The organism is Oceanobacillus sp. FSL W8-0428, assembly GCF_038004405.1.
In the GTDB taxonomy this organism is placed as follows: domain Bacteria; phylum Bacillota; class Bacilli; order Bacillales; family Amphibacillaceae; genus Oceanobacillus; species Oceanobacillus sojae.
The window spans coordinates 344,668-365,160 of sequence record NZ_JBBORB010000001.1 but is presented as its reverse complement, the minus strand read 5'-3'; the positions used below and the strand labels follow the sequence as shown (position 1 = coordinate 365,160).

Sequence of the window (20,493 nt, the reverse complement as noted above, 5' to 3'; positions counted from 1 at the left end):
AGGAGTGGTAGAATTGAAACTGAAAAATAAGGTAGCTATTATAACTGGTGCTGGCCCTGGAGGAGGCATCGGTTATACGATAGCAACATCATTTCTGCAAGAGGGTGCGAAAGTATCAATAAATTACTTGGCTAGAAATATCGAGGAAAAAGAAGCGTTTAAAAAAGAAATGAACCAGTATGGAGACCGGGTAATCATAACAGAAGGAGATATTTCTAAAGAGGATATGGTGCAAACGCTAATTTCTAATACAATAGAAAACTATGGAAAAATTGATATTTTAGTTAATAGCGCAGGAATTTCTACACCCACACCCATTCATGAAATGGATGCGCTAACATGGAACCGTATGATAGAAGTGAATTTAACAAGTATCTTTCTAACAACAAGAGCAGCTGTTCCTTATATGATAGAAAATAAATTTGGGAGAATTATTAATATATCTTCACAGGTTGCTCAAAAAGGAAGTGTAGAACATAGCCATTATGCAGCTGCTAAAGCCGGGGTTATCGGCTTTACGAAGTCTGTAGCGCTGGAACTCGGGAAATATGGAATTACAGCAAACTGTATAGCTCCAGGTCCGGTTGAAACACAGCTGATGAATGAAGTAAGTGATGAATGGAAGGAAAACAAGCAAAAAGAATTAGTGATTCCTCGATTTGGAAAAGTAGAAGAAGTAGCTCCTACTGCTGTTTTTCTGGCTTCGGAACCAGATGGAAATATTTATACAGGCCAAACGCTTGGTCCGAATTGCGGAGATGTAATGCTCTAATGCTTAGAAGATAATTCAGAATGTTCAATTTATATAATGGAGGGATTGTCATGAAAGAAGAAAGAGTTTTAGTGGAAGGAAAAGAACCCAATAAAAATTTGTATAACTCTGATCTTGCTCCATTAACAGGTGAAAAGAAGAATTGGACCTGGTGGGCTTACGCTACAATTTGGATGGGGATTGTCCACAATATTGTTGCATGGGAGGTTGCAGCTCATTTAATGGTGGCAGGAATGAGTTTTTGGCAGGCATTTGCTTGTGTTGCCAGTGCTTATTTAGTTGCTTTTATTGCAATTGCATTTAATAGTTATTCAGGCTCAAAATATGGGGTTCCTTTCCCCGTATTAATCCGTGCCAGTTTTGGAACAAAAGGTGCGCAGATACCAGTATTTATTCGGGCTTGTCTAGGGATATTCTGGTTTGGAGTGCATATGTACATTGGCAGTATCGCTGTTAATGTAATTCTTGCATCTTCTTTTCCAGCGTGGGATAGCTTAGGGAACATCAATGTTTTAGGTCTTGGATTAAATGAATTTATTGCATTTGTTATCACTTTTTCATTACATGCAATTGTTATTACACATGGAATGGAACGAGTTAGAAAATTTGAAGCATGGGCAGGGCCGGTAATCATGGTTATTGCAGTTGGTTTAGTATTTTGGGCTGCAAATGTATCCGGTGGATTAGGTAATCTGGTTTCCATACCTTCAACCATTTCCAGTGAGGATTTCTGGCCTACGTTCTTTCTTGGAATGACAGCTTTACTAGGTACTGTAGCAACCCTTATCTTAAATATTTCTGATCTAACCAGATTTTCCAGATCACAAAAGGATCATATTGTAGGGCAAGGAATGGGAATGCCCACGATGTTTATCTTATTTTCACTCATGGCACTATTGACTACAGCAGGAACGATGTACGCATTTGATGAACCTGTAACAAATCCAATTTACGTTTTAGCTGGATTTGAAAACCCTTTCATAGTGATTGTTGGAGCACTTTCTATTTTAGTATCTACTTTATCAGTAAATGTTGCAACAAATGGGGTGGCAGTTGGATATGATTTAACTAATCTGGCTCCATCAAAATTAAATTTCCGTAAATCCGGTGCAATAGCTTTAACCATTGGTGCTATCTCTGCCCCTTGGCTTTGGTATGAAGAAGGTGGAGCGTTAGATGTAGTTTTGGGAGCAATCGGTGCAACAATGGCTCCAGTACTGGGGATTATGTTAATAGATTTCTTCATTATTCGTAAAATGAACTATAATCTTGCAAGCTTATTCCGTCATGACGGGATATATGGAGGATGGAATAGAAATGGTTTAATAGCTTTTATAGTAGGTGCTTTAGCTGCATATAGCGGATTAATCATTCCATCTATTAGTTATCTATATAATTATAACTGGTTTATTGGTGTAGGAGTAGCTGCTGTCACTTATCTTGCTTTAATGTGGTCAAAGAGAACTGCAGTAACAGATTCTAAAAAGAAGGACGCAGATAGTAAAGTTATTTAATAAGGATATGTTTAAAAAGAAAAATGCATATGGAGGTTTGTATTTTGATAAGCAAAGAAAGATTAGAGCAAAGAATAGAATTACTAGCTCAAATTGGAAAAACCAAAGAAGGCGGAGTCAGCAGAATTGCTTTAACGAAAGAATATAGAGAAGGTCTGGAGTTAATTAGTGAATGGATGAAAGAAGCGGGATTAAATGTGAGACTGGACCAGGCTGGAAATTTAATTGGCAGAAAAGAAGGAGATGTTCCTGGCTTAAAGGCTGTTGCATTAGGCTCACATGTTGATTCTGTTGGAAACGGAGGAAAGTATGACGGTACGGTTGGTGTTATTGCTGGCATAGAAGTAGCACAGCATTTAAAAGAAGAAGGCATTTCTAATATGCGGCCTCTGGAAGTCATAGCTTTTTGCGAAGAGGAAGGTTCCAGATTCCAATCTGGAGGAGTATTTGGCAGCAGAGCGATGGCAGGCAAGCTAACAAAAGAAGACCTTAAAGTTACGGATAGTAATGGTGATTCCAGATATAAAATATTAAAAGATTTTGGTTTAGATGCAGATAATATTGATAAGGCAGTAAGGAAGAATACAGAGTTTGAATTATATCTGGAAATGCATGTGGAACAAGGGCCAATTTTGATTCGTGAGAAGGCTCCGGTTGGCATTGTAACAGCTATTACGGGTTTGTCATTAACAGAGGTAGTTTTTGAAGGAGAACCTAACCATGTTGGTGCTACGCCAATGGATTTACGCTACGATGCTTTATTAGGGGCCAGTGAAACAGCTTTGGCGGTAGAAGAAATTGTGAATAAATCTGGAGGGAATGCTGTGGGGACAGCAGCTACAATGGATGTTCAACCAAGCCAGGTAAATATTATTCCCGGCAGAGTTTCTACAGTTATTGACATTCGCGATACCGATTTAGAAAGCAGAGAAGCTATTCTCGATACGCTCGAAAAAAGAATTAAAGAAATCTGCGAACGCAGGAATTTACAATACACAATAACCAGTAAATTAAAAGCAAATCCTGCCAAATCAGCACCACATATTTTAGAGACGATGCGGAAAGAAAGCCAGGAGCTTGATATGAAGACGTTTGAAATGCCAAGCGGTGGTGGCCATGATGCACAATTAATGGCAGAAATTACGGACATGGGTATGATTTTTATCAGATCTGAAAATGGAAGTCATAATCCTAAAGAATTTGCAAAAGCAGAGGATATTACGTTAGGAACGAACCTGTTAGCAAATACTGCGATTCATTATATGAATAAATAAATTAGGAGGCAAAAGATGGCTACAATTATACAGAACGGGATAATAGTGACAGCTTCCGAAACCTTTCAAGCGGACATAAAAATAGATAATGGAAAAATTAACATGATATCCAATCAGATTACTGGCAGCAATGAAGATACTATTCTGGATGCAACAAATAAATATGTACTGCCAGGTTTAATTGACCCCCATACTCATCTTGGGATTAAAGGAACTCTGGATGCCTTTGAAACAGGAACAAGAGCGGCTGCAGCCGGGGGAATAACTACGATAATAAATTATACAGATCCAGATAATTCTCAAACCTTTTTAGAAGATTTAACAGAGTGGAAGGAGAAGGCTCAAAATGCTTTAATAGACTATGGCTTTCACTCTATTATAAATAAATGCGATAAAGATGTACTTGAACAGATTTCTAAATTGCCAGATGAAGGTGTTACATCAATCAAATTATTTATGGCATACAAAGAAAATATGGTGAACGATGAAGAATTATATTTATTAATGAAAGCAGCAAAAAAAGCAGGAGTTGTAACCAATATCCATGCTGAAAATGGCAGTGTAATAGATTGTCTTATAGAAGAGGCATTAAGCAGCAATAATACTAAACCGATTTATCATGCTTATACCAGGCCACCTGCCACCGAAGCAGAAGCAACAGCGAGAGCTTTACGAATTGCTGAAATAACGGGAGCACCAGCCTATATTGTTCATATAACTTGTGAGGAAGCTTTAAAAGAATTTGTCAGAGCTAAAGAAAAAGGTGTGAACGCTTTTGGCGAAACCTGTCCTCAATATTTAGTTTTGAATGAGGAGTATTTAAAACAAGAAGAGAAAGAAGCAGTTAAGTACATCTGTTCTCCACCACTAAGAACAAATAAGGATCAGGAAGCTTTGTGGCATAATATTAAATCCGGTTCTATTTCTACAATTGGTTCTGATCATGCATCACACCCATATGTAAATGGAAAAGAGAACGGTATAAATAACTTTACAAAAGCACCAAACGGTTTGCCTGGTATAGAAAGCACTCTGTTATTACTTTATAAATATGGCGTTTGTGAAGGGAAAATTTCCATGTCAAAGCTTGTTGAAATAACAAGTCAGAATCCAGCTAAGATTTTTGGGTTATATCCTCAGAAGGGTAGTCTTAATGTTGGCAGTGATGGGGATGTAGTGATTCTCGATCCCAATAAATCCAGTATTATTACGAAAGCATCTCAGAAGCAGAGTACAGAATATAATGTATATGAAGGTATGGAAGTACAGGGGAGTATTGAGTATGTTTTATCGAGAGGCAAAGTAATTGTTAAAGATAACAAGGTCGTTGGAGAACCTGGGTCTGGAAAATTTTTATACCGAAATAAATTTACGGAACAGTCTCAAGAAGGGAGACTATAAAGGTTGAATATTTTAGTAACAGGCAGTAATGGATTAATTGGCCGTTATTTAGTAAATTTCTTATTACAGCAGAACTTACAGGTTGTCGGCTATGATATAAATATGATGGAAAACAAGAATATAAAGTCTCCCTATTTTAGTTTTGAACAGGGAAATGTAGATGATTTCTCACGCTTAGCGGCTGTGTTAGAAAAATATAAAATAGATATTATTGTTCATGGTGGCGGAGTATCACACCCAAAAGGATTTGAAAACTCACCAGATAAGATAATTAATACTAATATACTTGGAACTTCAAATGTGCTTGAAGCAGGAAGACTTTTTCAAATAAAGAAAATTATATATTTAAGCTCAGCAGCAATCTATGGAGATAGTAAAGCAGCAAAACTCCATGAAGAAACTATTCCAGCACCAGCATCTATCTACGGTGTAACTAAAGTAACAGGAGAATATCTTGCGAAGGTATATTATGAAAAATACGGGATGAATATCACATCTCTAAGGATCCCATTTGTTTTTGGAGCTGGAAGGGTAACGCACGACCCAATAAAATATATTCTTGAAAAAGCTTTAAAAGGTGAGAATGTAATAGAAGATAAGGGAAAGGATCAAAAGATAGAGTATATTTATGTGAAGGATGTAGTAAATGCCATTTGGTTAACGATCAATAATAAAGAAGCAAATGGTTTAACAATAAATATTGGAAAAGGAAATTTAACAAGTACAGAAGAAATAGTTTCTATAATGAAAGAATTATTTCCCGGCACAGTATTTAAAATAGGTCCAGGTGACTTTGGCTATGATGAAATTCCTCCACTTGATTGTTCAAAAGCAAATGAAGTGCTGGATTTCAACCCTTCATATTCAATTGGTGATGGCATAAAAGAGTATTATAATCTTTTGAAGAGCTGAATCGAATTTAAAACATTAGCTAAATAAGTTAAAGAAAAGATTTTCCATATCGCTGCAGCGATTGGAAGATCTTTTTCTTTTTGAATAGGGTAATTTTGCTTCGCTGTTATTTGGTGATTGTTTCGTCCTTAAGCGTTTATCACGGTACTATAATAATGAAGAACTTTGAGGATGTCCGAAAAGATTTAGCAAGGGAGAATCCGGAATTATTTATTTCATTGGAATTGTAGGAAAACGGATTGCTGCCCGGGATAGAAAGGAATTATCTCAACGAGAACTATCAAGGTTATCTAATGTACCCCAAAAAACAATTAGCCGAATGGAAAGCGGGAAAGATATACCAAAGCTGGTTACTTTACTAAAATTAGCTCATGTTCTTGAACTTGAATTATCTCTTATTGATAAACATGGGGAGGATGAACAGGCAGCATCCATGTCATCTTTTACACATTAAAAAAAGAAAAGTTTTTAAACCAATATATTAATTTTGTTGTTTTGAGTTAAATAATATATTGCATAAAAGATACTCTCTTTCTATGAATTACATAGGAAGAGAGTATCTTTTTTTGTTTATAAATATAGGGCCTATCATTAATAGATACAAGCTATATTAAAATAAATTACATATATTAGCTTCCCCCAATACCTTATCACTAAACTCTATTAAAGCGCAGTCCAGCCACCGTCAATCACAAGCTCAGCACCTGTCATAAAACGGGATTCATCTGATGCAAGGAATAGCACACCATATGCAACATCCTCAGGATTTCCGAAGTAAGGAAGCTGTGTGAATGTTTTATAATAGACTTCTGCATCCTTAAAAGTATCTGCAGTCATTGGTGTTTCAATAATACCTGGATGAACGGAATTTACACGAATTTTATCTTTTCCATATTCAACAGCTGCTGATTTTGATAAAGAACGTAATGCACCTTTGGCAGCAGTATATGGACTTGATCCGGCCATACCGACAAGTCCGCCGATAGACGAAATATTAATCAGAGAACCACCGCCGGCTTTTTGCATTTCTGGAATCACATATTTCATCCCGATAACACAGCCATTTAAATCAATATCCATTATTTTATTCCATTCGTCCATTTCCATTTGAGCCATTGTTTTAGGACTGGAAACACCAGCATTATTTACAAGTACATCTACTTTACCGTAGTGATTTACAGTTTCTTGGATAATCTGTTTCCATTCTTCCTCCGATGTCACATTATGCTTCAAACCGATTGCATCTCCGCCATCCGCTTTAATTTCATTAATTACCTCATGTAATACATTATCATTAATATCTGTTGCAACTACTTTTGCTCCTTCTTTTGCGAAAAGCTTTGCTTCTGAAGCTCCCATTCCATTAGCTGCTCCAGTGATAATAGCTACTTTACCTGTTAAACGGCCCATGATAATCATCCTTTTTCATTAAGTTAAAATTTGGTTATGGCTTTTTAAGTATCTTTTACGAAAAACGGTTTATATATTCTGCGGATATTTTCAATATATCTAATATTATTGTGATGTAATAGCTATCTTGTTAGTAATACAAGATATACGAAAAGAAATTAAAATCACAAGTTTTAAATATTTAATAAACTATAGCTGCTGCATATCATCCGGTCCCCAATAAGCGTGCATAGTAGCAATTTTACCCGCGGAATCAAAAGTCATTACATCTGTGACATCAATTCGAATAGAATGCCCTTTTTTTTCTGTGTGAACGGCGAAAGTTATGGTTGCTGCATTGCTGTAAGAACCGCGTGGGGATACTAATAATTCTAATTTGGCGCCAGTCATGCTTTCTCTATAGAACGCTTCAATTTCTATACGGCCTGTTTTAGGAGGCGAACCAACAGGGTCTTCTACACTTGCTTCATCTGAAAATAAAGACATCAGATGTTCGAGATCGTTGGTATTGAAGGCATCTACATATTCCTGCAATGTTTTTTTCATTGGTAAATTATCCATAAATCATACGCTCCTTTACTATGTGGTTCTTTCAATGTCCTTTGAAAGCTGACGGGTAATCTGAATTCAATGCTTGGAGTTATATAGTCTTTACATTTTAATTTTAGAAACATCTGCTTTTAGAAAGATGAGTTCCTTTGTATCTTATCTACTAATAAGATACCGTTTTCAAGAATTGTGATTATTAATAGTTAAAAGTAACTCTTATTTAAATGTATTATTGATTACTTATACTGTCAATTTTTTCATTTTTAATTATTAATTATCTACATTTGATATCTCTTAACTAATTTAATTTTTCTTAATATGAGAGCTAGATAAAATTATGAACTACACTTTTATACTTTCACAATCTAACCCTAAAAAGGAAGAATTTCCTTTAGATTAGTGAAATTTCATTATCAATAGTGAAAATAATGAAATTGAAAACGATACCACATGTTATAAAATAAAAGCGTAGTAAAAAAGAGTCGATGTCACTTAAGTATACGCACAAATAAAATATAGAAAGGAAGAAAAGCATGGCAGATGGATTTGGAATTTTGGTCATGACACACGGAGACTTTGGGAAGGCTGCAATAGAAAGCGCACAATTAATCGTGGGCGAACAGGAAAACTACGAAACAATCAGCGTTTTTGTTGTAGATAATCTTGATGATCTCAAACAGGAAATGGAGGATAAGGTAGCAAGCCTGGATACCTCAAAAGGATTGCTGATCCTTACTGATATTGTTGGGGGAACACCGATTAACTTAGCCAGCAACCTTCTAACAAGAGAAAATACGATGATTGCATCAGGAGTGAACCTTCCATTATTACTGGAGGTATTAATGAACCGCGGGAAAGAAATCAGTGAATTGGAAGAAGTTATTCAGACAGCTTACGCACAAGGTTTATCCATTAGAACAAATAAAGATTTAGAAGGAGACGATGACGATGATTTGCTTTAGTAGAATTGACGATAGATTAATCCATGGACAGGTAGTAACAACTTGGGTGAATATGCACAAGATTGAACAAATTGTTGTATTAAATGACAAAATTGGAAATGATGCTACGCAAAAAAATATTTTAACAATGGCAGCTCCATCAGGAATTAAAGTAAGAGCATTTCCGGTGAAGAAGTTTGCTGAAATTATTAAAAAGCAAAAAATTACACGCCGTACGATGCTTCTGTTTACAACAAGTGAGGATGTTTTAGAGGCTGTAGAAAATGGTGTGCCGGTTGAAGACTTAAACGTTGGCGGAATGCGCTACCGTGAAGGAAGAGAAAAAGTCTCCAAAGCATTGTCTGTTACACCGGAAGAAAGAGAAGCATTCAAGGAATTACTTGATAAAGGCCTAAATATAACTGTACAAATGGTTCCTAATGATGAAAAAGTAGATTTGAGGGAGGTCATCTAAATGGTCACCTCTTTACTCGTATCACTTTGGGCCGGTATCTGCGCGATTGATGATATCGGTACACAAATGATCAGACGGCCGTTGTTAATTTCAACGGTTGTCGGATTAATTATGGGAGATCTTCAGACTGGTTTGTTAATCGGTGCAACACTGGAAGTTATGTGGATGGGTGTAGGAAACGTCGGCGCCTATTCCGCACCAGATATTATTACAGGTTCCGCAATTGGAACAGCTCTTGGTATTCTTTCTGGCGGAACAGCGACTGCTGTTGCGTTGGCAGTCCCGACTTCTTTATTGGCACAGCAGTTATTAATTTTGTATCGTTCCGGGATTGTTTACTTGAATCCGATTGCTAATCGAATTGCAGAAACGGGGAATTTTAAAAAGGTATTTCGCATTCAATATGTTCCTATGATTTTTGCTTTCTTAATCCGTGCAGTTCCTACTTTCCTGGCTATTTATTTCGGTGCCGGAGCAATTGATAAAGCAGTAGAAGCACTGCCTGATTCCATTATGGATGGACTATCAATAGCTGGTTCCATTATTCCTGCAGTTGGTATTGGTCTATTAATGCTGATGATGATTAAGAAAGGTGAATTATGGGTTTTCCTCATTGCAGGTTTTGCACTTGCCGTTTACCTTGATTTATCTGTATTGCCAATTACCTTAATTGCCCTGCCGTTAGCTTATCTTTACGATTTGGCTACACGGGAGAAGGAAACAAAGGCTGAATCAAAATCTCAGGACTCAGATGATTTTGACGATGATGAGGAGGATTATGATCTATGACGGAGCATAATGAGCAAAATAAGATTACTAAAAAAGATCTCAATCGAATCTTCTGGCGCATGCAATTAATGAACGTGACAAATAACTACCAATCGATGCAGGCAATCGGATTTTTATCCAGCTTTACTCCTGTTTTAGAACGGTTATATGCTGATAAACCAGATGAATTGAAAACACAGGCGATGAAACGTCATTTAGAATTCTATAATAGCCATGTAAATGCGAATGCATTAATTATGGGTGTCTCTGCGGCAGTAGAAGAAACAACTACCGAAGAGGAAAAAGAAACTGTTACAGCTATTAAGACTGGATTGATGGGGCCGTTAGCCGGGATAGGAGACAGCCTTCTTAAATTCACATGGCTCCCTATTTGTGGAAGTATTGGTGCTTCCCTTGCTTTAAACGGCAGTGTTATCGGACCAATTCTAATGTTCCTTTTATATAACACAGTCAACGTTGGTACGAAGTATTATGGAATTCATATTGGTTATAAGCAAGGCGTGCAAATGATCGAAGGAGCCGGCGGGAACTTTCTGCAAAGACTGGCCAGTATGGCAAACGTAGTTGGGTTGATGGTTATCGGGGCATTGATAGCCAGTATTATTAAGATTAATATTGACGCCCAGATTACAGCTGGTGAAAATGTTATCGAAATTCAAGAGATGATTGATCAGGTTATGCCTGGAATTCTCAGCTTGCTGGTTACATTCGCAGTTTATAAGATTTTTAAACGGACAAATGGAAAATATGCTCCGCAGCTTATTGTAGGAATTATGGTTTTAGCTATTCTGTTAACGATGGCAGGTGTACTAGGATAATACTATGAGAAAAAAATATGAAGTTACCCAAGTTGAAAACAATAAATTTTTATTTAAGAAGGATGACACTGCTGAAGAGGAAGTAGTAGTCTATCTAAAGAAGAGTCCTGCAGATGTGCAGCCGGAGTTTTTACTAAAAACATCTGAGAAAAGCTTCTCCGTTAATATTGGACCAGTCGATTACAGACCGTATTTTCTTTTGAAATTCGCCGATAAAGCTTATACTATAGGTGAAAGAACGCTTCCTGTAGAAGGAATGAATAATTTCCGGGATATGGGAGGGTATGAAGCAGAAAATGGGAAGACGGTTAAATGGGGAATGTTATACCGTTCTGATCATATCTATAATGCGACGGAGGCCGGTGTTGACTACTTGAAGAAGCTGGATATCCATACAATCATTGATTATCGAAGCGATGATGAGATTAGTAAATATCCGAATAAAACGGTTGACGGTTCTATAAAGACTTATCAGCTGGACCCGGTAGCACATGCAGCAGAACTATCTGCGCAGTTTACTTCTTCGAAAGATAAAGAAGATATTAATTTAATTAATAAAATAATTGAGCAAAAAGAAAAAGGTACTTTGGTTAATCAAGCAGATGTAGTTCTCGAACAGTATCGTACGTTTGCCAATAAAGACAACTCGAAGGAAGCTTTTGGAGAAATGCTGCGCATCACAGCAAACCCTGATGCACCAGCTGTTCTTCAGCATTGTCGCGGTGGAAAAGACCGTACAGGATTTGGAGCTATGCTTGTTCTGGGTATTCTGGGTGTGAAAAAAGATGACCTGGTGAAAGATTATATGCTTACAGAAGAAAATCGCAAGGAACGTAACCGTGTGAAAATGGAAGGGTATAAAAAATTGACTGATGATAAAGAGGTCCTGGAGCATTTGTATTCTTTTATTGATACACGTTCCGAATTTATTGCTACATCCATTGATACGATTATTCAAAAGTATGGATCTATTGAAAAATATGTTGTAGAAGAGTTAGGAATAACTCGTGATATGATTGATACAATGAAGAGTATGTATTTAGAATAATTTTATACCGCAAATGGAAGGAGGGATCACCATGGATTTAGACTTGTCAAATAAATTTAGATTTTTAGATGGCAAAGCTAGGTTTAAGGCGTTATTTCTCCTTCTTTTGCGTTCGGAAACCTATATGACAAGTGATCGGCTGGCAGCAGAGCTTGGTGTTACATCGAGAACCATCAAGAATGATATTCGGACCTTAAAAGAAGAGCTGATCAATGCGGATCTGCTGATTACATCCAAGCAGTCACTAGGCTATAAATTAGAAATTGTGGATAAGGAATATGAAAATCGTATTAAAGAATATTTCCAAATCTATCAGCCCAAAACAATCGATACGGAATTTGATAATCGTGTTCAATATATTTTACGAAGGTTATTAACCTCACATCAGCCAGTAAAGGTGGAGTTTCTTCAGTATGAGCTGAATGTCAGCTTTCCGTTAAGCAAAGAATTACAGAGAGTAAAAGAAATTATGTCCGATTATAATCTGACTCTTGTTGTAAGACCGCATTATGGGATGCTTGTTCAAGGTGCCCACTTTAAAAAAATTATGCTGACGATACGTGTTTATAAATATTTTGATAAAAATCCGACAAGTGATTTTGGGATAGCGGAATATAATAAGCTATTCACATGTGAACGGGCGGATATGGAGATAATCAGAAAGATTTTTTATGAGACTATCACGCAATCAAGAATTGTATTTTCAGATATCAATGCAGAACGCTTTATTATTTACTTAATTTACTTCCGCAATCAAAGTCTGGCCAAAAATCGGATTGAACTGGAGCTGCCGGAGATTGCATTTGATTACCGGACAACGGAAGAATATGAACTGGTAGAGAAGCTGATTAAAAACTTACAGCTGGAATTTGAAGGTTTTACTTTTGCAGAAGATATTGTTCAATTTTTAGCCTATATGGCGGTTATCAGCACCGATTTGTACCGTTTTAAAGACTGTACCGTTGAAAATTATGATAGCTTGATTGCATTGGCCGGGGAAACACGGAATTTCTTGCTGAAAGAATTATCAAGTTATTTGCAGATTGATGCATTTGATAGTGAGGTATGTTTAAAAGATCTGCTTAAGATTATGATACCAATCAGTATGAAAATTAAACTTGAAGTATCCGACTGTGTTGATTTAGGATATAGAAATATCAGAGATAGTAATGAGCAGGACCCTTTTCTGCTGCATATTATGAAAAAAATCTGTCAACAGTTTCAGCAGCAATACGGCTATACATTCTCTGAAAATGAAGAGCATATGATTTTCAGTACATTTTTGCTGATGCTGAACCGGATTGAATTAGATCACCGTAAACTGAGATTGGCAATTATTGCTATAGATGGCAGATTGAGCACACAACAGTTAAAGTTCAATCTACAGCATCATTTTTCTGATTACATTGAGCGTATTGAAACAAAGGTTTTATATGAGCTGGATTCGATGGCGTATCAAACCTATGATTATTATTTATGCTCAAACTATGGTAAAAATATGAATATTCATTATTCCCCGATTTATTTTGCCGAAGAGGGCATGACCGAGCTGGAGTATGTCGATTCACTAAAGCATATATTTTTAGATGCCTTCGATTATAATAAAAAAATGCCTGTCATTATGTATGAAGAAATAGAGCCAAAGTATAAATTCAATCATTTTCCTATTGAAGCTCATTTTCAAAATGGATGCGATTATGAACACGTCGAAGTTCCAGGAGATATTCACATCCACATTTATCTCCATCTTTCTTCAGAGAAAGAGACCTTTAAAATCTTTTCATTTCCCCAAAATGGCTCGGCGCAAATAGGGGGAGATGAATATTATTTATTGATTAATTTAAATGTAGATGGGGATAAGCAAAAGCTCCGGATGCTTTTAGATATTTTAAACCGGACTGTGACAGATAAAAATAAACTGGTTCATCTATGTAAAGAAAGTCAGAAGGATTATAGCCAATTTTTTATTTAGAAGCAGGGTAGAGAAGAAAAAGCCGTTTTGTACTTATGAGATAGAAAAAGATATTGCTAAGAAAATCCACCTTTGGCCAGCCAGATGAAGAATAAAACTGACTAAAGGTGGATTCTTTGATAACTGTTTGAGTTATTATTAATTTATTACATAATTAGAGAAGAAATAAACTTTGTCTTGGAGTAATAGTTGCACTTTTCTTATAAATTGGGCTGTATTTTCGAGATAATATCATACAATTACATACCTCTTAATTCCTCCCCATGCTGATTAAACACATCAATAGCAGATAAAGCTATCTCTTTATCAATCATCTGCAAGTAGATATCATAAGGAATTGTTACAGTATGAGCACCTGAGGTTAGTGCATACACCACTTGCTGGGAATTTTTAAAGCTTGCTCCCATTATTTGTGCGTTTAGTTTTCGGGAGTCAATAAAAGCACGGGTCTTATTAATTGCTTCATAAGGATCTATTCCATGTGTTGACATACGATTAACATACGGAGCCAAGTAATCGCATTGTGCGAGTGCCCCTAAAATAGCCTGGTCAGCTGAGTAAATCGCCGTGCCCAATATGACATGATCAGGATCTTCTTTCTTTAACTTACTTATTACGCCTACTCCCACTTGGTTCAGTGAAATCTTAACACCAATCTTTTTTCCTTCAGGAGCCAAAGAATAAATTCTATAGGCATCTTCGTAAAGCTCATTGAAGGTAGAACCAACTGCCTGTACAAATAGAAATGGCACTCCTTTGGAAAAAAGCTCTTCAATTTTCCTTTCTCTGTTTTCACCTTCCTTTAATAAAAGAGTAGGGTTAGTTGTGACTCCTTGAAAAATTCCGGATTCTAGAGCTTTTTCAATATACTCGGTATTTGCGGTATCTAAAAACATTTTATTCACCCCTATTTGATTTCTTTTTTTATCATATTTTCAACGGAAAAGTTTTCTTGAAACCAATGATACTTTTGAATAATTCTTTTTCTTTCTTCTATCTTATCAATTTTACATACCTTTTTTAAGACTTCATCGATGGATTCTGACCATTGATTGTTTTTTTGTTTAATTTCGGAGTCAGATAAAACAAATACAAACATATGATATTAGTGGAGAAGAAAAAGACAGAAAAAACAACTGTTTTTCTGCATATTATTTTTAGGAGACGATAGTAAATGATTGGTTTCTTAACAAATGCAATGGAGCAAAAGAAAAGAATTATGATTTATTATCTTGATAAAGATAATAACGTAACACAGAGGATTATCCGTGTAATGCAGATAGAAGAAACGAAGATTTTAGCTTATTGTTATTATCGAAAGCAGGTGCGCAGATTTATGATTGATAATATATTGTCTTTTGGAATAGTGAAGGAAGAAAAAAGTGGGCTTAAAGAAAAACAGCAAAAAACACAGAACAAGAGCAATCAGACTTAGATGGTTAAATAATTTAAAATGCTCTTCTCAGCAAGTGATTGTCTTGTTATGAGATTTATTCATGGGGATATTATTAAGCGAACGTTTACTTTTTAGCGCTGACAGGATTTTTCCCAATGCGGATAGTCATAAACTCTTCCTGAAGTTCAAGCAAATTGGCAGAAATGGATGATTCACTTTCTTCACTGCTATCAATTATATATCCTAAATTACGACAACGAACAATTTGACCGGAGAGAGCTTTTTTTGAGACCGGCTGAAATAATTCTTTTCCATTTTTAAAAATAACAACACTTCCACCATCACGTTCTGTAATTTTAGCAACATGATGATAAAAAATCCATGCACAATCTATACGGGAGGGACCTTGTGTTGGAAAAGCTATAATTCCTTTTGTTGAACTGATAGGAATCGGTGTTTTCACTTTATAATGAGGCTCATGATAAAGCACGGCAGCTCTTCTGCCTGTATAGGAAGAAAAATATCTCAGGCAGTTCTTTTCGATAATTCTTAAGGGTATCTCTTTGAAAACAAGCGTTTTTTCCTGATCGGACTCAAAGACTTTTGATGTATTTTTTGGTGAGTCGTATGGTAATATTGCCATAGTTTTATCAGTTATTTTATAATATGGACTCATTAAAACCCTCCTATAGTATATATTATTAACATATTATGTATGTTATGAAAATATTTTACCACATTAAAAATAATAAATAAAGTAGAATTATTATTATTTTTTGAAAAATTTAATAATTGATAAAATAATAGAGATACAAAGATTATATTGTTGATTTGAAAGAGGAAATGAATATCTAGTGCTCTTTGTAATCAAGAACGAAACATGAAGGTATAGGTTATATTCCTTTTAAAGTAAATATAACCTATATTGTAAAAAGAAGAGCTGTAAACCTCATTAGGAAAATTTGTTAGTTTCGTGAAAAAAGAAGCTTATTCATTAACATCCGCATGATTTTCGGATTGTCATAGAGTGAGGTAATTCAATGTGACTCATATAATCAGGGTTATTAATCTTATTTAATAAAGTATCAAATGCTATTTTTCCAATTGTTTCGGGTGGTAAAACTACGTTTGTTATTGGCGGTTCGATAATATGTGAAGCTGAAAATTCCCCAAAACCGATAATAGCAATATCATCGGGAATACTTTTTTTCAATTTTTTTATAGCATCTATAGCTCCAATTGTCATTAAATCATTTTGGATAAATAGTGCAGTTACCTTGGTCTCTTTTTCTAATAATTCTCTTGCAGCGTCAGCTCCTCCGTCCGCATGAGCAAATCCTTGTATAATTAATTCCTCATTAAAAGGAAGGTTCGCTTGTTTCAAAGCTTGTTGATATCCTCTGATTCGATCCGCTGTTGTAGAAACATTAGGGTATGTAAAAATAAATCCAATATTTTTATGACCATGCTTTACCAGATGCGTGGTCGCATCGTATCCCAGCTGAAAATTGTCACCAGTCACCCTTGGAATATTCTTGATAGAGTCTTCATAACGATTTATCATTACAATTGGGAATTTTTCCATCGTGTATTTGTGAAGGTACTGAATGTCTCCGGAAGTTGGCGATAATAGGATGCCGTCTACTAAATTAGAATAAAGAAGGTTAATCGTTTTTTCCTCATATTCATTATTCTCCTTGGTATTTACTAATAACAAATTATATCCCATTTCTTTTGCACGTTCTTCAATGGCGAATATCATTTCTGTAACAAAGGAATCCGGATAGCTTGATATGACTAAGGCCGCAGTCTTGGTAGATTGCTGTCTTAATGTTTTTGCTGAATAATTAGGCTTATAATTATATTTTTCAATAACAGACATTACTTTCATCCGCGTAGCCTTGGAAATATTTTTTGTATTATTAATAACATGTGAAACTGTAGCGATAGATACATTTGCTTCTTTAGCTACGTCCTTCATGGTAGTTACTTCTTTTTTCATAACTTCTCCTCTATATCCGTTCTTTAATGCCTTCATGTTACCTTATAGGGTAGCCGTATTCAAGTAGTGGCAAAAAATCAAAATTTATCATTGACATGATTCCGCTTACAATATATAATTCAAGAAACGGTTAAACGATTAACCTTAAGGAAAAATATTTTTCTGGATGTTAGCGAGAGATAAAGAATAAGATTTTTAAATAAATATTTTGAGGTGATGATAGTGAGTAATATCACAGTAGAAGAGCTTAAAGAAAAAGCAATTCAATTAAGGCAGACTGCTGTAACCATGGTCTACCATGCACAGTCCGGACATCCGGGAGGATCTCTTTCGGCGGCTGATTTCGTAACCGCTTTATATTTCAGAGAGATGAATGTAAACCCAGAAGATCCTGAGTGGGCAGACCGTGACCGTTTTGTATTATCGAAAGGACATGTTGCTCCTATCCAGTATGCAGCATTGGCACATCGAGGCTTCGTACCAATGGAGACGGTTAAAACATTAAGAGAATACAAATCTCCATTTCAAGGACACCCGGATTCTAAAAAATGTCCTGGAATAGATATCTCTACAGGCTCTCTTGGGCAGGGACTATCCTGTGCAGTAGGCATGGCATTAGCAGGGAAATTAGATAAAAAAGATTATCGTGTTTTTGCTGTTATTGGTGATGGTGAAGCGCAAGAAGGGCAGATTTGGGAAGCAGCACAATCAGCGGTGAAATATAAACTGGATAATTTAATCGTTTTTCTAGATGATAATGGATTACAAATCGACGGACCGACAGATGAAATTATGCCCAATCTTGATTTAGAAAAGAAATTCGAGGCTTTTGGATTCACAACGAAGCGTATTGATGGCCATTCTATGGAAGAAATCTTAGAAACACTGGATGAAGTGAAGAATGTAAAAGATGGAAAGCCAAAATGTATTGTATGTAATACTATCAAAGGAAAAGGTGTTTCCTTTATGGAAAATGTTGTTGGCTGGCATGGTAAAGCTCCGAATGAAGAAGAGTATGAGAAAGCAATGGAAGAGTTAGCAAGGGGGTTAAATGCATGATCGTTTTAAATAAAGCACCTTACGAGCAGAAAGCAACAAGAGAAGCTTTTGGTGATGAAATTGAAGAACTTGGAAAAGAAAATAAAGATATTATGGTTGTTGATGCAGATATTGGCGGTTCCTGTAAAACAACGAAATTTATGAATGCGGTTCCTAAACAGCATGTCAATGTTGGAATTGCAGAGCAAAATGCAGCTGGAATGGCTGCCGGATTATCAACAACCGGTAAAATTCCATTTGTCAGCACGTATGCGGTATTTGGATCTTTACGCATGGCAGAGCAGGTTCGTCAAGAGGTTTGCTATCCAAATCTAAATGTGAAAATAGCTTGTTCTCATGGTGGATTAACTCCTGCTAATGATGGTGGAAGCCACCAGGCGATTGAAGATATGGGGGTATATCGAACAATCCCTAATATGAGAGTAATTATGGGAGCTGACTATAATGCTACCCGCAAGCTGGTAAGACAAGCAGCCGAAATCTATGGTCCGGTTTATCTTCGTTTTACGAGAGACAAGGTTCCTGTAATCTATGATGAAAATGAAGAGTTTGAGATTGGTAAGGCGAAGCAATTAAAAGAAGGAAATGATGTAGCTATCATTGCGAACGGGGACACGGTTTGCCTTGCATTAGAGGCTGCTGAAATTCTTGAAAGCAAGGGTGTTTCCGTAAAGCTTTTAGATATGCATACTATTAAACCGATAGACCATGAAGCAATTATAGAATGTACGAAAATCGGTAAGATTGTGACAGTAGAGGATCATAATATTCTTAATGGATTGGGCAGTGCTGTCAGTGATGTGGTAGCGGAAGAGGGGAACACCAGAGTTAGAAGAATTGGTGTACAGGATCGATTTGGTGAATCTGCACCTTATGAAAAGTTACTAGAAATCAATGGAATTACTGTTGAGAATATCGTTAATACAGCAGAAGAATTACTTTAATTTTCCTTTATAGGTAGAGAAGATAGATAAAATGTGCTTATTTACAGAGTGAAAATAACAATCTATGTTCAGTGCAGAAAATGACAAAATAGGTTGCTGATATCTGTTTGAAGGAAGTCTTATTGTGTTGAGCATAGATGAGAGAATAAGCACATTTTATTTTATGATGAAAGGAATAAAAACTTTAAATTACTTGTACAGGAGACGGAGGTAAAGAATTGAAAATAGTTAGAAATATAACGATTTTTGCCATTGTTGCTTTAGCTGTAGGAATTGTTGTTTCATTTTTTACAACGAGTAATGCCTTGACAGATGATACAATTACAATTCGTTTTGGGCATGATGCAGCCGAGACAAATGAAAGACATACTGCAGTAATGCGTTTTAAAGAATTAGTAGAAGAAAGGTCTGGCGGACATATGGAAGTGCTTGTCTATCCGAATAACCAGCTGGGATCAGAGTCAGAGATGGTAGAAAGTGTTGCGTTGAACGATTTGCAAATGGTTGCAGCGAGTGCATACAGCCAATATAATCCAGAAATTAGTGTGCTTGAACTTCCATATTTATTCGAAGATCATCAGCAAGCCTGGGATGCTATGGATGGAGAGGTAGGACAATTAGCAGCTGAACCCTTGCTGGAAGATAATTTGAGAATTATCGCTTACTTTGAAAACGGTTTCCGTCACATTACTGCAAATAAACCGATTGAAGAGCCTGCTGATTTACGAGGGGTAAAAATCAGAACACCAGAGTTTCCGATATCTTTAAGAACATTTGCTGCTTTTGGAGGTAACCCGACACCGATGTCTTTTGGTGAAGTTTATATGGGCTTGCAGCAGGGAACGATTGACGCACAGGAAAATCCTGTTGCCAATACTTATGCTAATAAATTGAATGAGGTTCAGGATTATCTCATCCTTACAGGACACCAATATTCACCTCTTCCTGTTGCAATTGGTGAAGAGTTTTGGCAGTCATTGACATCGGAGGAACAGCAGATTATTGAAGAAAGTGCTTCAGAGACTGCTCAATTCCACCGAGATTTATTACAGGAAAATGAAGCGAAAATGATAGAAAACTTAAAGGAACAAGGTATGACAGTAATTGAAGATCCAGATATAGATGCTTTTAAACAAGCGAGTGAGCCAGTTTATAAGCAGTTTAGAAATAGCTATGGAAGCGAACTCTTAGATCAGATTTTAGAGGCGACAGAGTAG

The 20,493-nt window shown here is 36.2% G+C and carries 21 protein-coding genes; 16 read left to right on the top strand and 5 right to left on the bottom strand.

Translation table 11 applies throughout. The features are described 5' to 3' along the window. The first annotated feature begins 13 nt into the window (after positions 1-13). The 6 genes from MKY30_RS01605 to MKY30_RS24070 all read left to right on the top strand — a co-directional run bounded on the left by MKY30_RS01605 (position 14) and on the right by MKY30_RS24070 (position 6,327). A complete protein-coding gene (locus tag MKY30_RS01605; protein ID WP_147210102.1) occupies positions 14-772 on the top strand; it encodes an SDR family NAD(P)-dependent oxidoreductase in 759 nt (252 codons plus the stop codon). A 50-nt stretch (positions 773-822) separates the two neighbouring features. Beyond that, on the top strand, positions 823-2,286 hold the full coding sequence (locus tag MKY30_RS01600) for an NCS1 family nucleobase:cation symporter-1 (protein ID WP_186813601.1): 1,464 nt from the start codon (positions 823-825) through the stop codon (positions 2,284-2,286). A 44-nt stretch (positions 2,287-2,330) separates the two neighbouring features. Continuing rightward, positions 2,331-3,560, top strand: coding sequence for a M20 family metallo-hydrolase (locus MKY30_RS01595; protein ID WP_186813602.1), 1,230 nt, complete (start codon positions 2,331-2,333; stop codon positions 3,558-3,560). 15 nt (positions 3,561-3,575) lie between these two features. Next, positions 3,576-4,961 (top strand): dihydropyrimidinase, encoded by a 1,386-nt coding sequence (gene hydA / locus MKY30_RS01590; protein WP_147210105.1) that lies wholly within the window; start codon positions 3,576-3,578, stop codon positions 4,959-4,961. A gap of 3 nt (positions 4,962-4,964) precedes the next feature. Further along, positions 4,965-5,873: an NAD-dependent epimerase/dehydratase family protein gene (locus tag MKY30_RS01585; protein ID WP_147210106.1), complete on the top strand. Its 909-nt coding sequence runs from the start codon at positions 4,965-4,967 to the stop codon at positions 5,871-5,873. Positions 5,874-6,078: 205 nt separating this feature from the next. Then, entirely contained in the window at positions 6,079-6,327 is a 249-nt protein-coding gene (locus tag MKY30_RS24070; RefSeq protein ID WP_445667729.1) for a helix-turn-helix domain-containing protein, read from the top strand. Between the two features lie 209 nt (positions 6,328-6,536). Here MKY30_RS24070 and MKY30_RS01580 read toward each other — a convergent pair whose 3' ends face one another. Both MKY30_RS01580 and MKY30_RS01575 read right to left on the bottom strand, forming a co-directional pair. After that, positions 6,537-7,283 carry an SDR family NAD(P)-dependent oxidoreductase gene (locus tag MKY30_RS01580; protein WP_147210107.1) on the bottom strand — a complete coding sequence of 249 codons (747 nt, stop codon included), beginning with the start codon at positions 7,281-7,283 and terminating at the stop codon, positions 6,537-6,539. 189 nt (positions 7,284-7,472) lie between these two features. Further along, a complete protein-coding gene (locus tag MKY30_RS01575; protein WP_341082608.1) occupies positions 7,473-7,844 on the bottom strand; it encodes a nuclear transport factor 2 family protein in 372 nt (123 codons plus the stop codon). Positions 7,845-8,365: 521 nt separating this feature from the next. Between MKY30_RS01575 and MKY30_RS01570 the strand changes: the two genes are divergently transcribed. Genes MKY30_RS01570 through MKY30_RS01545 form a run of 6 tightly spaced genes read left to right on the top strand, consistent with a single transcriptional unit; the run spans position 8,366 to position 13,875 of the window. Next, positions 8,366-8,794 (top strand): PTS sugar transporter subunit IIA, encoded by a 429-nt coding sequence (locus MKY30_RS01570; protein WP_147210109.1) that lies wholly within the window; start codon positions 8,366-8,368, stop codon positions 8,792-8,794. Then, complete coding sequence (locus MKY30_RS01565) at positions 8,781-9,248, top strand: PTS system mannose/fructose/N-acetylgalactosamine-transporter subunit IIB (RefSeq protein WP_077601711.1); 468 nt, start codon at positions 8,781-8,783, stop codon at positions 9,246-9,248. Before MKY30_RS01570 ends, MKY30_RS01565 begins: the two co-directional genes overlap by 14 nt. After that, complete coding sequence (locus tag MKY30_RS01560; RefSeq protein ID WP_147210110.1) at positions 9,249-10,037, top strand: PTS mannose/fructose/sorbose/N-acetylgalactosamine transporter subunit IIC; 789 nt, start codon at positions 9,249-9,251, stop codon at positions 10,035-10,037. After that, positions 10,034-10,855 carry a PTS system mannose/fructose/sorbose family transporter subunit IID gene (locus tag MKY30_RS01555; RefSeq protein ID WP_147210111.1) on the top strand — a complete coding sequence of 274 codons (822 nt, stop codon included), beginning with the start codon at positions 10,034-10,036 and terminating at the stop codon, positions 10,853-10,855. The genes MKY30_RS01560 and MKY30_RS01555 overlap by 4 nt, the downstream gene beginning before the upstream one ends. 4 nt (positions 10,856-10,859) lie before the next feature. Then, positions 10,860-11,903: a tyrosine-protein phosphatase gene (locus MKY30_RS01550; RefSeq protein ID WP_147210112.1), complete on the top strand. Its 1,044-nt coding sequence runs from the start codon at positions 10,860-10,862 to the stop codon at positions 11,901-11,903. Positions 11,904-11,934: 31 nt separating this feature from the next. Beyond that, entirely contained in the window at positions 11,935-13,875 is a 1,941-nt protein-coding gene (locus tag MKY30_RS01545) for an HTH domain-containing protein (protein WP_198048541.1), read from the top strand. A 239-nt stretch (positions 13,876-14,114) separates the two neighbouring features. Here MKY30_RS01545 and MKY30_RS01540 read toward each other — a convergent pair whose 3' ends face one another. Beyond that, positions 14,115-14,771, bottom strand: a complete 657-nt coding sequence (locus MKY30_RS01540; RefSeq protein WP_147210114.1) for a transaldolase family protein — start codon at positions 14,769-14,771, stop codon at positions 14,115-14,117. Positions 14,772-15,049: 278 nt separating this feature from the next. Between MKY30_RS01540 and MKY30_RS01535 the strand changes: the two genes are divergently transcribed. Next, positions 15,050-15,310 (top strand): hypothetical protein, encoded by a 261-nt coding sequence (locus MKY30_RS01535; protein ID WP_156984992.1) that lies wholly within the window; start codon positions 15,050-15,052, stop codon positions 15,308-15,310. An 85-nt stretch (positions 15,311-15,395) separates the two neighbouring features. Here the strand turns inward: MKY30_RS01535 and MKY30_RS01530 are convergent, their stop codons facing one another. Both MKY30_RS01530 and MKY30_RS01525 read right to left on the bottom strand, forming a co-directional pair. After that, positions 15,396-15,947: a competence protein ComK gene (locus MKY30_RS01530; RefSeq protein WP_156984991.1), complete on the bottom strand. Its 552-nt coding sequence runs from the start codon at positions 15,945-15,947 to the stop codon at positions 15,396-15,398. A gap of 318 nt (positions 15,948-16,265) precedes the next feature. Further along, on the bottom strand, positions 16,266-17,273 hold the full coding sequence (locus tag MKY30_RS01525; RefSeq protein WP_147210118.1) for a LacI family DNA-binding transcriptional regulator: 1,008 nt from the start codon (positions 17,271-17,273) through the stop codon (positions 16,266-16,268). 222 nt (positions 17,274-17,495) lie between these two features. Here MKY30_RS01525 and MKY30_RS01520 point away from each other — a divergent pair, with 222 nt between their 5' ends. The 3 genes from MKY30_RS01520 to MKY30_RS01510 all read left to right on the top strand — a co-directional run bounded on the left by MKY30_RS01520 (position 17,496) and on the right by MKY30_RS01510 (position 20,493). After that, the gene (locus MKY30_RS01520; protein WP_186813604.1) at positions 17,496-18,332 is read left to right on the top strand and encodes a transketolase; all 837 of its coding nucleotides are present in this window, start codon (positions 17,496-17,498) and stop codon (positions 18,330-18,332) included. Then, complete coding sequence (locus tag MKY30_RS01515) at positions 18,329-19,276, top strand: transketolase family protein (protein WP_147210120.1); 948 nt, start codon at positions 18,329-18,331, stop codon at positions 19,274-19,276. The genes MKY30_RS01520 and MKY30_RS01515 overlap by 4 nt, the downstream gene beginning before the upstream one ends. 218 nt (positions 19,277-19,494) lie before the next feature. Further along, positions 19,495-20,493 (top strand): TRAP transporter substrate-binding protein, encoded by a 999-nt coding sequence (locus MKY30_RS01510; RefSeq protein WP_147210121.1) that lies wholly within the window; start codon positions 19,495-19,497, stop codon positions 20,491-20,493.

What these genes read in the sequence shown, in the direction of transcription:
- MKY30_RS01600 (WP_186813601.1), top strand. Translation starts at nt 823, where the DNA reads ATGAAAGAAGAAAGAGTTTTAGTGGAAGGAAAAGAACCCAATAAAAAT.
- hydA (WP_147210105.1), top strand. Translation starts at nt 3,576, where the DNA reads ATGGCTACAATTATACAGAACGGGATAATAGTGACAGCTTCCGAAACC.
- MKY30_RS01580 (WP_147210107.1), bottom strand. Translation starts at nt 7,283, where the DNA reads ATGGGCCGTTTAACAGGTAAAGTAGCTATTATCACTGGAGCAGCTAAT.
- MKY30_RS01575 (WP_341082608.1), bottom strand. Translation starts at nt 7,844, where the DNA reads ATGGATAATTTACCAATGAAAAAAACATTGCAGGAATATGTAGATGCC.
- MKY30_RS01570 (WP_147210109.1), top strand. Translation starts at nt 8,366, where the DNA reads ATGGCAGATGGATTTGGAATTTTGGTCATGACACACGGAGACTTTGGG.
- MKY30_RS01565 (WP_077601711.1), top strand. Translation starts at nt 8,781, where the DNA reads ATGATTTGCTTTAGTAGAATTGACGATAGATTAATCCATGGACAGGTA.
- MKY30_RS01560 (WP_147210110.1), top strand. Translation starts at nt 9,249, where the DNA reads ATGGTCACCTCTTTACTCGTATCACTTTGGGCCGGTATCTGCGCGATT.
- MKY30_RS01555 (WP_147210111.1), top strand. Translation starts at nt 10,034, where the DNA reads ATGACGGAGCATAATGAGCAAAATAAGATTACTAAAAAAGATCTCAAT.
- MKY30_RS01550 (WP_147210112.1), top strand. Translation starts at nt 10,860, where the DNA reads ATGAGAAAAAAATATGAAGTTACCCAAGTTGAAAACAATAAATTTTTA.
- MKY30_RS01545 (WP_198048541.1), top strand. Translation starts at nt 11,935, where the DNA reads ATGGATTTAGACTTGTCAAATAAATTTAGATTTTTAGATGGCAAAGCT.
- MKY30_RS01540 (WP_147210114.1), bottom strand. Translation starts at nt 14,771, where the DNA reads ATGTTTTTAGATACCGCAAATACCGAGTATATTGAAAAAGCTCTAGAA.
- MKY30_RS01535 (WP_156984992.1), top strand. Translation starts at nt 15,050, where the DNA reads ATGATTGGTTTCTTAACAAATGCAATGGAGCAAAAGAAAAGAATTATG.
- MKY30_RS01530 (WP_156984991.1), bottom strand. Translation starts at nt 15,947, where the DNA reads ATGAGTCCATATTATAAAATAACTGATAAAACTATGGCAATATTACCA.
- MKY30_RS01525 (WP_147210118.1), bottom strand. Translation starts at nt 17,273, where the DNA reads ATGAAAAAAGAAGTAACTACCATGAAGGACGTAGCTAAAGAAGCAAAT.
- MKY30_RS01515 (WP_147210120.1), top strand. Translation starts at nt 18,329, where the DNA reads ATGATCGTTTTAAATAAAGCACCTTACGAGCAGAAAGCAACAAGAGAA.